The sequence below is a fragment of the Paenalcaligenes hermetiae genome (assembly GCF_039543645.1).
Lineage (GTDB): Bacteria > Pseudomonadota > Gammaproteobacteria > Burkholderiales > Burkholderiaceae_B > Paenalcaligenes > Paenalcaligenes hermetiae.
Map to the genome: position 1 here is coordinate 613,041 of NZ_BAABKD010000009.1, position 14,236 is coordinate 627,276.

Sequence of the window (14,236 nt, forward strand, 5' to 3'; positions counted from 1 at the left end):
GATAACGGACCTTTTCTTTAGCCTAACCGTATTAGATTAAGCAAACTGATTTAAATGGCAAGACAATACATCTGCAATGGCCCGATCATCCAAACCACGCGCACGCAAATCGGCTGCTAACGCCTCTATATTTACATTCACTAGCTGACGTTCTGCGCCATTGGGGCGTTCCTGACGCTGAATGCGGAAATTAAAAGGGCGCTCTGGTGTCTCATATACCTGATAACGCATTACCTCATCAACATTGTTTTGCCCATCAAAGGTCAATACCACCGGCTCAATCTCAAACAACTGCGGTGTATCAATGTATTCAGTGGCACAGATAATCACCTGATCCCCACGCTGACAAGTACGTGCAGCAGCACCATTTAAAATACAACAACGTGAGCCAGGCTCCCCATAAATCACATACGTAGAAATACGGGCACCGCTGTTCTTATTCCAAATTTCCACGAACTCCATCGGTACAATACCTGCCTGCTCGCAGATCTCAGGGTCTAAAGTAATGGAGCCGTGGTAGTTCAAGTCTGCTCCGGTAATCGTAATACCGTGCAACTTGGCTCGAACGATTTTCTTCATGTAAATATCACTCTATATATCGATATTGCTGGCTTGCAAAGCATGTTTTTCGATAAAGGCACGACGGGGTTCTACCTCATCGCCCATCAACGTAGTAAACACCTGATCGGCGGCTATGGCGTCTTCGATTTGCACGCGTAATAAGCGACGTGCTGAGGGATCCATAGTGGTTTCCCACAATTGGTCAGGGTTCATTTCCCCTAAACCTTTATAACGCTGTTTGCTGACCCCACGTTCGGCTTCTGCACGTAGCCACTGCACAGCGTCACGGAAATCCTCAATCGCTTGCTCTTTACGACGCTCGCCCTCGCCACGCAAAATCTTTGCTCCTTTGCCAATCAAACCCAAGAAGGTTTCCCCAGCGCGTTTTAGGGCCAAGTAATCTGCACTTAAAATAAACGGCTTATCAAAAACACTGACACGTGTATTGCCATGATGCAAACGGCGCACCACCACCTGCCAGTTTTCTGTTTCCTCGTTAAATTCGGCTGCCACACGCACTAAATGAGGATTCGCAGGGTCTTGTAATACCTCTAGCAGAGACTGTGCCGATGCCTGCGCGCTATCCTCGGAACTCAAGTCAATCTGAACCCCCTCGGCGACGGCTGACAGCGCCTCGCTATCAAACAAACGCCCCTGACGTGAAATCACCTGATCGGCCAAAATATATTGACGTACGAGTTCCTCTAGGGTTTCTCCTGTGATGAGCTCCGCCCCCGCTTTAGGTAATAAAGCAGCATCTTTAAGTGCTAACGACAACATAAACTGTGCTTCTTCGGCATCATCTTTCAGATAACGCTCCTCGCGCCCTACTTTGACCTTATAGAGGGGGGGCTGTGCAATGTAGACGTAACCCCGTTCTATGAGTTCTGGCATTTGGCGATAAAATAGCGTTAGCAACAACGTGCGAATATGCGCGCCATCCACGTCCGCGTCCGTCATGATAATAATGCGGTGATAGCGCAATTTATCAATATCAAAGTCGGGCCCAATACTTGTGCCTAAAGCCGTAATCAATGTGGTAATTTGCTCACTTGCAATCAGCCGATCAAAACGGGCTTTTTCTACGTTGAGAACCTTGCCGCGTAAAGGCAAAATAGCTTGAAACTTACGGTCACGCCCCTGTTTAGCCGAGCCCCCCGCCGAATCCCCCTCCACGATATACAGTTCAGATTTGGCCGGATCTTTTTCCTGACAGTCAGCCAGCTTACCGGGCAGGCCTGCACCTTCTAGTACACTTTTTCGTCGAGTGACCTCACGCGCTTTACGTGCCGCTTCACGCGCTCGCGCGGCTTCGATAATTTTATTACATACCGCACGCGCATCAGCCGGGTTTTCTAGCAACCATGTTTCCAAAGTACGGCTTACCGCTTCTTCTACCGCAGGACGCACCTCGCTAGAGACTAGCTTATCTTTGGTCTGACTGCTAAATTTCGGCTCGGGAACTTTAACAGAAAGCACACAAGCTAAGCCTTCGCGCATATCATCACCCGTGGTGTCGACCTTTGCGCGTTTGGCTAGCTCATTATCGTTAATGTATTTATTTAAGACGCGTGTCATCGCAGCACGCAAACCGGTTAGGTGGCTACCACCATCACGCTGCGGAATATTATTAGTAAAGCACAGTACATTTTCGGCATAGCTGTCATTCCACTGCATGGCGACCTCCACCCCTACCATCACCCCCCCAGCATCTGACTGTGTGCTCACAGAAAACACATTCGGGTGCAGTGTGCTTTTACCTTGGTTAATGTACTCCACAAAGCCTTTGACGCCACCCAAAAAGGCGAAATCCTCTTCTTTGCCTTGGCGCTCATCAACCAAACGAACCTTAACCCCATTATTTAAAAAGGACAGCTCGCGTAAGCGTTTAGCTAAGATCTCGTAATGGTAGTTAATATCGGTAAAAATCTCATGGTCAGCTAAATAACGTACCAATGTACCCGTTTTTTCTGTATCTCCAACTACTTGTAACGGTGCTACGCGCTCACCACGCTGAAAGCGTAAATGATGTTCTTTGCCATTACGCCAAATGGTTAAATCCAACCACTCCGACAAGGCATTAACACAAGAAACCCCTACCCCGTGTAGACCACCTGAAACTTTATAGGAGTTTTGATCGAATTTACCCCCTGCATGCAGCTCCGTCATGACAATTTCTGCGGCGCTACGATGCTCTTCATCATCACGGTGAATATCCGTAGGAATACCACGCCCATTATCTCGCACCGAAATACTATTATCGGCATGAATGGTCACCACAATATCATCACAATGGCCAGCTAAGGCTTCATCAATCGCGTTGTCCACCACCTCGAACACCATGTGATGCAAACCCGTACCATCAGACGTATCGCCGATGTACATGCCGGGGCGTTTTCGTACCGCCTCCAGCCCTTTAAGCATCTTAATCGAATCCGCACCGTAATCGGGTTGGTTAGTCGTTGTTTGATCTACCATGAATATATTTACCTGTAGTGAGTCATGCAGCTAGCTACCGCTAGCCGTTCCACGTTTTTTAATCCGAAACGGAATTAAATGCGCATGGGCATAACTACATATTTAAATGCATCTTCTTCGGGCAAGGTAACAAGCACAGAAGCATTGGAGTCCGGTTGTACAGACCAACGCACATCCTGCGTTTTGGTATTAGCTAATACATCTAATAAATAGCTAACATTAAAACCCACATCTAAAGACTCATAGGCATAATCGACCTCGAGCTCCTCTCGGGCTTCTTCTTGTTCCGCATTCGATGCAGAAATTTTCATTTGATTCTCACCCAACTGAATACGCACGCCACGTAGCTTATCTGTGGTCAGAATCGCTGCACGCTGTAAACACCCTTGAAGCGCTTCGCGGTTCATCACAAAATGACGTGTATAAGAAGTGGGAATCACACGTGTGTAATCCGGGAATTTGCCCTCTACAAGCTTAGTAATCAGCTCCACGCCATCAAAATAGAAACGCATCTGGTTTGCCGCGACCTCTATCTGAACAGGCGATTCGCTATCATCCAATAACCGTTGCATCTCTAATACGGTTTTACGTGGAACAATGACATCTTGCTTGTTATCAATACCTTGTGCTTCGGTAGCATGGTGCGCCAAACGGTGCCCATCCGTAGCCACCGTACGTAATAAACCCGGCTCAAACACAAACAGCATACCATTCAGGTAATAGCGGATATCCTGCTGTGCCATCGCAAAATGCACGGTGTTCAACAAGTGTTTAAGCGCCTTTTGTTCCAAGGCAAATGAAACATCCCATTGCGCTGGTTGCGCCAAAGTAGGAAAATCGCCGGCATCCATCGTTTGTAAAGCAAAACGGCTACGCCCAGACTGAATCAATAGCTTGCCGTCCTCGAGTGATAAAGAGACCTCGCCACTACCAGGCAATGCTCGCAGAATATCTAACAGTTTTCGAGCTGCCACCGTGGTCGATACCATGTCATCACCCACGCCAAAATCAGCATGCGTTGTTATCTGCACCTCTAGGTCTGTAGCAATAAAGGACACACGACTGCCCTCTTTGCGCAGCAAAATATTTGCCAAAATAGGCAATGTATGCCGACGCTCAACAATTCCGACTACCGTCGTTAATGGTTTCAGTAGCGCATCGCGCGAGGCTTGTACGAGTAGCATAGTTATCCTTTTAGAGTTTGTTCTAAAATATGTAATGAGTGGTTTAGTTCGCTGTCATTACGACGCGCTTCAGATATTTTGCGTACCGCATGTAATACCGTTGTGTGATCGCGCCCCCCAAACAAATCCCCAATCTCTGGTAAGCTTTTCTGTGTTAGCTCTTTGACCAGATACATCGCAATTTGACGAGGCACAGCAATGTTCGCGGGGCGACGCTTAGAATACATATCTGAGACTTTGATTTTGTAAAAATCCGCCACCGTTTTTTGTATATTTTCTACCGTAATCTGATTATTGGAAACGGAAAGTAGGTCTTTTAGAGCCTCTTTACACAAATCTACCGTTAGCTCGTTTTTTTCATGAAATCGAGCATAAGCGGCTACCGTGCGCAGCGCGCCCTCGAGCTCACGCACATTGCTACGCAAATGCTTAGCAATAAAAAAAGCGACCTCTTTAGGCATGAGCATATTTTCAGCCTGTGCTTTACGTAGCAAAATCGCTACACGCATCTCCAGTTCTGGTGGCTCAATATGCACAGTCAATCCGGAGTCAAAACGGGAAATCAAACGACTTTCAATGTTTGATAGCTCCTTAGGGTAAGTATCAGAGGTAATAATGATTTGCTTGCGTTGAGCAACCATTGCTTCAAACGCATAGAAGAACTCTTCTTGAGTTCGGTTTTTACCTGCAAAAAACTGAATATCATCAATCAACAACAAATCCAGCGAATGATAATAGTGCTTAAACTCATCAAACGCTTTACGCTGATAAGCTTTCACCACATCTGACACATACTGATCCGCATGCACATACCGTACTTTTACTCCACGCCCACGTGCCACCATGGCATTACCCACCGCATGAATCAAATGCGTTTTACCCAGGCCTACCCCGCCATATAAGAATAACGGGTTATAAGAAGTACCCGGGTTTTCTGCAACCTGTAGTGCAGCGGCACGCGCGAGTTGATTCGCCTTACCCGTAACAAAGTTATCAAAACTAAGGTCCGGATTAAGGCGAGATTGATCCATAGCCACAGTTGGGGCTACCACAGCCGATACGGGCTGAGCCTGGTAAACAGAAGGTATAGCACTCGAATCCGAGGTCGCATCGCCGCTCACCATAGTTTGCCGTAAGCTTTGAGCCGTAATCATAGGTTGGGGTGCCGCTGTAGACTGAGCAAGCTCAAGCTGTAATTCAACCGGAACCCCAAACCACTCTGTCGCAATCTCTTGGATACGGTGAGAAAAATTTTTACGTACCCAGTCCAATTTAAAACGATTAGGCGCAGCCATACGCAAGACCGCCGATTCTTGGTCAAACTCCAAGGGCTCAAGCGGCTTAATCCATGCGCTGATTTGTTGAGGTGGTAGGTCTTGTTCTAGACGCTGTACACAAGAAAGCCAAAATTCATTCATTTTTTTCACTATATAGCAAACCTTAATTCTACCTCTACCACACCGACTTATCCACAGGCCAACTGTAAATTATCCACAGCCTCTACTGCGTTTTTGTGGAAAAAACACACACCCTCTCGAAAACCCCGTCCTCTTTCAGGTAAAATTGCGGCGAACCGGCTTTGTTTTGGTGCTTAGCTATTGACTAAATAGTTAAAACTTGCTGAAATAATAGTCTTTTGTAGATTTTTTGTTGCCAGAAACCTAGTTTTGCCGTTAACTCGATTATTTAATACCAATTAAATAGAGATTTATCAGGGGTTAGGTTTGGTCTTTTAGGCGTTTTCTGGCGGCACTTTTATTTGTGGACTAACCATGAAACGCACATATCAACCTTCAGTTACCCGTCGCAAACGCACGCACGGTTTTCGCGTACGTATGAAAACCCGTGGCGGCCGTGCCGTTCTTAACGCTCGCCGCTCTAAAGGCCGCAAGCGTTTAGCCGTTTAATCGGCAAGCAGGTGCCTTCTTGGCACGTACTGGAAAGGTCGCATTATTTACATGCGTACTGACTATCCAGCCTCTGCACGATTACATCGCCCCTCCGAATACGCTTCTGCACTCAAAGGCAGGCGTATAGCAAGAGGGGCTTTGTTTGTGCTTAACACCCCGCGTCAGTCACCCGTTGGCCATACCGCTCGACTCGGTTTAATCATACCTAAACGTCTTGCAGCCCGAGCTGTAACACGCAACACCATCAAACGCGTTATTCGCGAAGCCTTTCGCTTACAGCGACCTTATCTACCCCCTAGAGACCTCGTCTTTCGCCTGCACAGCAAGGTTCCTGACACGTCTTTACGGCAATTGCGAAAACTCGTGCGAGCAGAAGTCGATGACCTTTTAAAAAAGGTCCGGTAATGAAAACCATATTAATAGGCTGCGTTCGTTTTTACCAAATCGCAATCAGTCCTTGGTTGGGACGAAATTGTCGGTATTTTCCTACGTGTTCAGCCTATACTATCGAAGCCATTGAACAACATGGTGCTTTACGTGGGCTTTGGTTAGGATTAACACGCATTAGCCGCTGCCACCCTTGGGGACGTAGCGGTTACGACCCGGTTCCACCGAAAAAAAAGCACTAATTCATTAACATTACCCGATAAGCCCCTATTTAAGTAAATCGACCAACTGGTCTACACTTAACGTTTGCTTATTCTTTGTATAACAGGCGCTATGGATATTCGACGCACCATCCTTTGGATGATCTTTTCCTTTTCGCTCCTGCTCCTTTGGAATAACTGGCAAGAGTACAACGGCAAACCCTCTTTGTTTGCCAATGCTCCCGTTACCGAAGAGCAGTCAGCTAACACCACGCCGGCCTCAGCGGCGGACACCACCGTACCTCAGGCTCTCAGCAGCACCAGTACAGCTCCCACTTTACCTGAAAGCACGGTAGCCTCTGCTGATACTGAAATTATCACGGTGACCTCTGATGTGTATAAACTCAGCTTCGACACCATTGGTGCCCAGCTGGTACGAGCCGAGCTGCTTAATTACGCATCACCCGATGAAAATGCAGAGCACATGACGCTACTGGATAATTCCGCGACCTCTACCTATCTAGCTCAAACCGGAGTGGTGGGCGCGCCGGCAGGACAGTCATATCCCACTCACCTTACCCCTTTCCGCTTGATTTCGGAGCAAACCGACTTGCAATCAGGGCGTTTAGATATTGTTTTTGAGGCCACAGCAGATCAGGTTCGCGTTCTCAAAACCTATACCTTAACCGAGGGTAGCTACGATATTAAGGTTTCTCACCAAATCGAAAACCTCAGCGATCAGCCGATAGCCCCTTCGATTTACCTGCAACTGAGTCGCGATGGTAATAACCCCCCCGACTCCTCTAAGCTCTACCGCACCTTTACGGGCCCTGTAGTCTACTCTGAAGACGATAAATTCCAAAAAATCGGTTTTTCCGATATCGATAAAAATAAAGCCAAGTACACCCAATCCGCAGACAACGGTTGGGTAGGCATGGTGCAACATTATTTTGCCTCTGCTTGGGTTCCTCCCCAGGGTCTAGAGCGTAAAAATGAGATTCTACGAGTTGCTAATAACCTCTACGCCGCACGAACCATTTTACCGGTTGGCACCTTGGCAGCTGGCGAAAGCAAAACCATCACCGCCGATCTTTGGGTAGGCCCCCAAGATCAAAAAGCCATGAGTGCCGTTGCCAAAGGCCTGGATCTTGTGGTGGATTATGGTTGGCTAACTATTATCTCTAAACCCCTGTTTACCATCTTAACTTGGTTACACAGCCTGATTGGTAACTGGGGCTGGGCAATTGTGCTACTGACCGTCTTAATTAAACTGGTCTTCTATCCGCTTTCTGCTGCCAGCTATCGCTCCATGGCAAAAATGAAGCAGGTCACCCCACGCATGCAAGCCATTCGTGAAAAATATGCGGACGACAAGGTTAAACAAAACCAAGCCATGATGGAGCTCTACCGCAACGAAAAAATCAACCCATTAGGCGGTTGTTTACCCATGCTGGTACAAATTCCCGTCTTTATTGCACTGTACTGGGTGTTACTCGGTAGCGTAGAAATGCGTGGCGCACCATGGATTTTATGGATTCAGGACTTATCTGCCCGTGACCCATGGATGATCTTACCCGCCATCATGATGCTCACTATGTTCTTGCAGATCAAGCTCAATCCCACCCCGCCTGATCCAATGCAAGCCAAGGTCATGATGATTATGCCTTTGGTGTTTGGGGGGATGATGTTCTTCTTCCCAGCTGGGTTGGTGCTCTACTGGGTAGTTAACAACGCCCTATCTATCGCCCAGCAACAATACATCACGAGTCGAATCAACAAAGAAGAGGCCGCTAAAAAAGTCGGCTAATACCTTTTTTCTGCTCAAGCAAAAGCCTTCGTTTTTTACGAAGGCTTTTTTTATGCTCCATAAACAAAAACTATCGCGCCCTTCAATATAATCAATTTCAATCAATATTTGGTTTGCGATAGACTAATTATATCAGACTTAATCATGTAATTAGGAGACTCGATATGACAAAGCGCACGATCACCACGGCCGCTGGCGCACCCGTTAGCCATAATAACAACTCCATGACCGCCGGCCCACGTGGCCCCGTGTTACTTCAAGACACATGGCTTTTAGAAAAACTGGCTCACTTTAACCGCGAACGTATCCCTGAGCGCGTCGTACACGCCAAAGGGGCTGGTGCTTTTGGCCACTTTACCGTCACCCACGACATTAGCCAATACAGCTGCGCCGATGTTTTTAAAATGGGGAAAACCACCCCCGTTTTAGCGCGCTTTTCTACCGTAGCCGGTGAAGCAGGAGCGGCAGATGCCGAGCGTGATGTGCGCGGGTTTTCCTTAAAGTTTTATACCGAAGAGGGAAACTGGGACTTAGTAGGTAATAATACCCCTGTGTTCTTTATTCGTGACCCGCTTAAATTCCCCGATTTTATCCACACCCAAAAGCGCGATCCACGCACCCATTTACGCAATATGAACGCCGCGTGGGATTTTTGGTCGCTTAACCCCGAATCCTTGCATCAAGTCACGATTTTAATGAGTGATCGAGGTTTACCTAAAAATTTCCGTCAAATGCATGGCTTTGGCTCGCACACCTATAGCCTAATCAATGCCGATGGGGTACGCCACTGGGTAAAATTTCATTTTAAATCCCAGCAAGGAATCGCTAACTATACTAACGAAGAAGCCGCACAAGTGGTCGGCCAAGACCGCGAAAGCGCCATTCGGGATCTCTTTGAAAACATCGAAGCCCAAAATTTCCCGCGGTGGAACTTACGCATTCAAGTGATGACCGAGGAACAAGCTAACACCTATCACATCAATCCCTTTGATCTAACAAAAGTGTGGCCTCATGGTGATTTCCCACTCATTGATGTAGGTGTGCTCGAGCTTAACCAAAACCCAGACAACTACTTTGCACAAATAGAACAAGCCGCGTTTAGCCCAGCCAATATCGTTCCCGGCATTGGTTATTCCCCTGACCGCATGTTACAAGGCCGTCTCTTTGCGTATGGTGATACCCAGCGTTACCGCTTAGGCATCAACCACCATCAAATCCCTGTTAACGCTCCACGCTGCCCTTTCCATAACAGCTTTCACCGTGATGGCGCCATGCGTGTAGACGGTAACCAAGGCGCTAAACCTAACTACGAACCAAACAGTGCGAATACTTGGCAAGAATCCAGTTATAATGAACCTCCATTAGCCTTAGATGGCCAAGCTGCAGACCATTGGAACCACCGCGAAGACGCCGACTACTACTCCCAGCCCGGCGACTTATTCCGCCTTATGAACACCGAGCAAAAACAGCAGCTATTCAATAATATTGCCGATGCATTTGCCGGCGTAGACGAGGCCATTATCCAACGTCAATTACAGCATTTTCACCAAGCAGATCCAGCTTATGCCCAAGGCGTACGCGAGGCCCTTGCCCAACGTAACGCTTAACTCCTAAAGATAAGTCGGGTCTGCTCTTGATTACAACTATGAGCATAACCACTTATCCTATCGCAGCAATTGCCACAGCCCCCGGACGCGGGGGCATTGGCATTGTCCGTATTTCCGGTCCTGATCTAAGTGGCTTTGTACACGCCTTTTTCTCACAGCCACTGCGTCCCCGCCACGCTCACTTCCTTCCTTTTAATGATGCCCACGGTCAAGCCATTGATGAGGGTATCGCGCTTTATTTCAAAGCACCCCACTCTTATACTGGCGAAGATGTGCTTGAGCTCCAAGGCCATGGCGGCACCGCCGTTTTACGCCGTGTGCTAGCTCGTTGCTTTGAGGTTGGCGCTGCTTTTGGTTTACGACACGCTGCTCCTGGCGAATTCACCCAGCGTGCTTTTCTAAATGACCGCATGGATTTGGCCCAAGCCGAGGCCGTCGCCGACTTAATCAACGCCTCCTCAGAAGCGGCAGCCAAAGGGGCGATGGCCTCTCTCAGTGGGGCTTTCTCCAACCAAATTAACGCACTGGCAGACCGTATTATTCATTTGCGCATGCTAGTAGAGGCCACGCTCGATTTCCCCGAGGAAGAAATCGATTTTTTAGAAAAATACCAAGCTGCAGAGCAACTACAAAGTATCCACGATGAGCTGCAATCCTTACGCCGTCACGCCAAACAAGGCCAAGTCATGCGCGATGGGCTACATGTGGTTCTAGCAGGACAACCCAACGTTGGTAAGTCCAGCTTATTAAATGCTCTTGCTGGTGATGAGATCGCTATTGTCACCGATATTGCTGGCACAACCCGTGACCGAGTCACTCAGCTGATCCACATCGATGGCGTCCCCATTCATATTGTCGACACAGCGGGTTTGCGTGAAACAGAAGACACCGTTGAAAACATCGGTATTCAACGCTCCTGGCAAGAAATTGCCAAAGCAAATGTTATTTTGCATTTAATCGACGCTCGCCACCCGAATGACGACTCTGATCAAACTATTATTTCTCGCTTACCACAACATACACCTACCATACGGGTGTATAACAAATGCGACTTATTAGAAACGAGTCACCTCGACCTTCTACCAAAAGAAAATGATTCTCATTTACGCATATCAGCACATACAGGACAAGGCTTAGAAACATTACGGCAACGTCTTCTGCATTTGGCGGGCTGGTCACCCAATACAGAATCACCCTGGTTAGCACGTGAGCGCCATCTACATGCTTTAGATCGTTGTGATGAGCATCTTCAGCTAGCCCGATTCCATGCTCAACACGATGATCAGATCCTAGATCTTTTTGCTGAGGAGCTTCGCTTAGCCCATACTGAACTATGTGAGATCACAGGTACGTTTACCAGCGATGACTTACTCGGAGAGATTTTCTCTAGCTTCTGTATCGGGAAGTAAAACACTCAAAGAGATCGAAAAGCATCCAACTAAATACAAGTAAGTAATTGTTTTATAAGTACATTTATTTTATTTCTTTGCAGGCAGTTTGATCCGTTTTGTCCCCTCTTGCTCCGTGTGTGCTCCGAGTATAAATTTTCGGAGCACATGGAGCACAATAGGGCTGTAAATCGTCAGGCTGAGGCCATCATCCGGGCAAAACGATTGCTGGAAAGTGAATCGTCACGGCATGGATTGAATGATCGGACCAAGCTTTCTGCCAGTTTCTTTGAATATTTCGACCAGCTTTGATTCACTGATGACTGTACGAATTCGAATCACACATTCTTCTTTCAGAAAGGCCTTTGCGAGGCCGTTTCGAGCAAGGCTGAATAGCACCAGGTGCTCGCTAACCGAAATAGCCTCATGAAGGCCCTTTCAGAGGCCCATTAGAGCGCATGGAATGAGCTCAAAGTTATCCAAATCAGATAGGTATGTGTAGCGATTGGAAAGTCCTCCAGGAGAGTCCCCGACCGCTGTTGGAGAACTTTCGCTCATTGTGATCATCCAGCCACTACTTTCCGCCCCAGTTGCCGGGGCGCTGTTCCCACTGCTCAATCAGCATCGTTCCCCATCTGCTTTTCGAACGCCTGTCGAATAAGCCCCATTACATAGGCCAGCTCAGATTCCTCACTTAACCCTACTTCTACATCGCCATTTCCCCAACGTCCGAGGTTGGTCACGTCACGAGCCATCCCCTTCGGATCGCTCAACTCGTGAAACGGCATATTCAATGACAGTCGCAATCGGTTTTTTTGCGGTACAACATCGACAAAGTTCGTCTCGGCTTTGAATGCGATATAAAGCTTAAGAACTTCTTCAGTAACACTCGGGTCGAGGGCCAGAACTTCTTTGCGAAGCAGCTCAAATAAAGTACGCATTGGGCTTCCCTCTGCTAGTTGAGGGTGGTCTTCTAGGCTATACGCTTGCTCTTTGGCTGGTTTGTTACGGTAGGTCTCAAGAATCTCATCCGGCAATACCGGCGCCGCCCAAACCCGCACCGCCTCCTGTGCCAGCTTGGCGGCCCGATTCTTAATGGCGTCCTCATTCCATGCTTCTACAGCTCCAAGGCCATCATTGAGCCGTAGAGGGCTTTGTTTGAATCCGCCCTGCATATCGCGCTTCTCGATGAAAGCTCGGTCGCTGTACTCTGAGTTGTAGCCCGTAAGAGTCAGATTACCCAGCGTATGCAGCCAAGTTTCATGCACACGCTTCCATTCCGGACCTAGCTCATCCTTCCATCTAGCAGACAGATTCTCATTCTGCGGCATGATGTGTTCGATCGTGTATTCGTCGACCGGAACCCGTTCCTTGCGCTCAAAGTTTTCCATGCGGCGTAACCAGTAACTCCGACTGCGGAAATTATAGAGATCGCGAACTGCCAGTTCCCGTTTGAACTCTTCGTCATTCGGAAAACGCCGGTATGATTTCAAACCGAGCAGGTGAGCCTTGATGCTCTCTAGGTAGCGGTTCTTATGCAATGATTTGTGAAAGGTCGCAAAGGTCTTGTTCAGCGAGTTTGTGGGGATGGCACAAACGGCTCGACGGAACACATAAGCCTCGATCAGCCGAATAGCGCTATGAAAGTCATCTTGGGACAGATTACCCTGTTGGTAATCATGGTAAAGTTCCAGCAGAAACGGATAGGCCACGTCGACTTTTAGCTCCCGCAGGTCCTTAAATGCCATTCCGAGCTGTTTATCTGTTTCTTTCCCCAATGCCATTGCACAAAAATACCGAGCGAAAGCATGTATTTCGGCAACCAATGAATCGACACCAGCACTCGCAACTTCGGCGCGACGTGAATGCTGTTTGAAAGCCTCGTATACCTCATCTAACCGTGGAATTTCCCCGGTTTTAACCGTGAGGTAGTGGCGCATGAAGCTGTCAAAGTAAACGCCATAGCCTTCTTGCCCGAATTCCACCTCCATCGGACGCCAATGATCGCGATAGAGCCGAGTTTGATGCTCCGGCTCCAGTCCCATCAGCACATAGTTGCGGATCAGGTCAGCCTGGCTCAAAGCTTTTCCTGTGGAATTCATGCTCTCAAAAATGAGTTGCGGGTTATCCTGGTCTCGGCTCAGTGCAATATCAACGATAATAAGCTTGGAAATTCCTCGGCAAAGAGATTCCAAGTCGCCATTAAGCTTCTCAATTTGGCGGTTAAAGAACTCGAAGTTTTCTTTGACTCGAAGGGAGCCATTATCGGGTAATGGCTTTTGTGTAACTAACGCCAGCAAGCTTTCTTTATCCGTCTGGGTAAGTAGCAATTTGTAGGCTCGTTCACCCTCTTCCAACGGGTTAAGCAGGTAGTAATTGCGCAGCTTCTTAGCCGAAAACCCCTCCAGAGGTTCTGTGTCCCCAAGGTGTCGGGAAAGTGCCTCAAGAATCAGCATGGTGGTGGTCAGGCGCTGTTGCCCATCAATAACCAACAATGGTGATTGGCTGGATACCTGATAGAGACCCTTCTCAATATAAACCACAGAACCAATAAAATGGGCTGATATACCATCGTTGGTACCGGCTCGTATAATGTCGTCCCACAGTTGACGACATTGCTGTTCAGACCAAGAATACGTTCTCTGGTAGATCGGAATGACAAATTGTGGCGACTTCTTCAGGAAGTCGAGCAACTTGGCTTCTGTAGCTTTCAT

At 47.9% G+C, this 14,236-nt stretch carries 11 protein-coding genes; 6 read left to right on the forward strand and 5 right to left on the reverse strand.

Annotated elements, in window-relative coordinates; all coding sequences use genetic code 11:
- Positions 1-36: 36 nt before the first annotated feature.
- From panD to dnaA, 4 genes are all read right to left on the reverse strand, one after another.
- Positions 37-579, reverse strand: coding sequence for an aspartate 1-decarboxylase (gene panD, locus ABD980_RS08710; protein WP_260650511.1), 543 nt, complete (start codon positions 577-579; stop codon positions 37-39).
- A 12-nt stretch (positions 580-591) separates the two neighbouring features.
- A complete protein-coding gene (gene gyrB, locus ABD980_RS08715) occupies positions 592-3,039 on the reverse strand; it encodes a DNA topoisomerase (ATP-hydrolyzing) subunit B (protein ID WP_300646568.1) in 2,448 nt (815 codons plus the stop codon).
- A gap of 74 nt (positions 3,040-3,113) precedes the next feature.
- Positions 3,114-4,223 (reverse strand): DNA polymerase III subunit beta, encoded by a 1,110-nt coding sequence (gene dnaN, locus ABD980_RS08720; protein ID WP_260650513.1) that lies wholly within the window; start codon positions 4,221-4,223, stop codon positions 3,114-3,116.
- A gap of 2 nt (positions 4,224-4,225) precedes the next feature.
- Positions 4,226-5,641 carry a chromosomal replication initiator protein DnaA gene (gene dnaA, locus ABD980_RS08725; protein WP_345371044.1) on the reverse strand — a complete coding sequence of 472 codons (1,416 nt, stop codon included), beginning with the start codon at positions 5,639-5,641 and terminating at the stop codon, positions 4,226-4,228.
- A gap of 354 nt (positions 5,642-5,995) precedes the next feature.
- Between dnaA and rpmH the strand changes: the two genes are divergently transcribed.
- From rpmH to mnmE, 6 genes are all read left to right on the forward strand, one after another.
- Positions 5,996-6,130 (forward strand): 50S ribosomal protein L34, encoded by a 135-nt coding sequence (gene rpmH / locus ABD980_RS08730; protein WP_260650515.1) that lies wholly within the window; start codon positions 5,996-5,998, stop codon positions 6,128-6,130.
- A 51-nt stretch (positions 6,131-6,181) separates the two neighbouring features.
- The gene (locus ABD980_RS08735; RefSeq protein ID WP_345371047.1) at positions 6,182-6,538 is read left to right on the forward strand and encodes a ribonuclease P protein component; all 357 of its coding nucleotides are present in this window, start codon (positions 6,182-6,184) and stop codon (positions 6,536-6,538) included.
- Entirely contained in the window at positions 6,538-6,762 is a 225-nt protein-coding gene (gene yidD / locus ABD980_RS08740; RefSeq protein WP_260650517.1) for a membrane protein insertion efficiency factor YidD, read from the forward strand. The genes ABD980_RS08735 and yidD overlap by 1 nt, the downstream gene beginning before the upstream one ends.
- Before the next feature lie 91 nt (positions 6,763-6,853).
- Entirely contained in the window at positions 6,854-8,527 is a 1,674-nt protein-coding gene (gene yidC, locus ABD980_RS08745; protein WP_345371049.1) for a membrane protein insertase YidC, read from the forward strand.
- Between the two features lie 164 nt (positions 8,528-8,691).
- Positions 8,692-10,134, forward strand: a complete 1,443-nt coding sequence (locus tag ABD980_RS08750; protein WP_345371051.1) for a catalase — start codon at positions 8,692-8,694, stop codon at positions 10,132-10,134.
- A gap of 38 nt (positions 10,135-10,172) precedes the next feature.
- Positions 10,173-11,543 carry a tRNA uridine-5-carboxymethylaminomethyl(34) synthesis GTPase MnmE gene (mnmE, locus tag ABD980_RS08755; RefSeq protein ID WP_260650520.1) on the forward strand — a complete coding sequence of 457 codons (1,371 nt, stop codon included), beginning with the start codon at positions 10,173-10,175 and terminating at the stop codon, positions 11,541-11,543.
- 593 nt (positions 11,544-12,136) lie between these two features.
- Here the strand turns inward: mnmE and ABD980_RS08760 are convergent.
- Positions 12,137-14,236, reverse strand: coding sequence for a GmrSD restriction endonuclease domain-containing protein (locus ABD980_RS08760; protein ID WP_345371054.1), 2,100 nt, complete (start codon positions 14,234-14,236; stop codon positions 12,137-12,139).

Bases quoted from the DNA above. Each gene is read 5' to 3' on its own strand.
- ABD980_RS08760 (WP_345371054.1), bottom strand. From the start codon at position 14,236: ATGAAAGCTACAGAAGCCAAGTTGCTCGACTTCCTGAAGAAGTCGCCA.
- dnaN (WP_260650513.1), bottom strand. From the start codon at position 4,223: ATGCTACTCGTACAAGCCTCGCGCGATGCGCTACTGAAACCATTAACG.
- dnaA (WP_345371044.1), bottom strand. From the start codon at position 5,641: ATGAATGAATTTTGGCTTTCTTGTGTACAGCGTCTAGAACAAGACCTA.
- gyrB (WP_300646568.1), bottom strand. From the start codon at position 3,039: ATGGTAGATCAAACAACGACTAACCAACCCGATTACGGTGCGGATTCG.
- yidC (WP_345371049.1), top strand. From the start codon at position 6,854: ATGGATATTCGACGCACCATCCTTTGGATGATCTTTTCCTTTTCGCTC.
- ABD980_RS08750 (WP_345371051.1), top strand. From the start codon at position 8,692: ATGACAAAGCGCACGATCACCACGGCCGCTGGCGCACCCGTTAGCCAT.
- yidD (WP_260650517.1), top strand. From the start codon at position 6,538: ATGAAAACCATATTAATAGGCTGCGTTCGTTTTTACCAAATCGCAATC.
- ABD980_RS08735 (WP_345371047.1), top strand. From the start codon at position 6,182: ATGCGTACTGACTATCCAGCCTCTGCACGATTACATCGCCCCTCCGAA.
- rpmH (WP_260650515.1), top strand. From the start codon at position 5,996: ATGAAACGCACATATCAACCTTCAGTTACCCGTCGCAAACGCACGCAC.
- panD (WP_260650511.1), bottom strand. From the start codon at position 579: ATGAAGAAAATCGTTCGAGCCAAGTTGCACGGTATTACGATTACCGGA.
- mnmE (WP_260650520.1), top strand. From the start codon at position 10,173: ATGAGCATAACCACTTATCCTATCGCAGCAATTGCCACAGCCCCCGGA.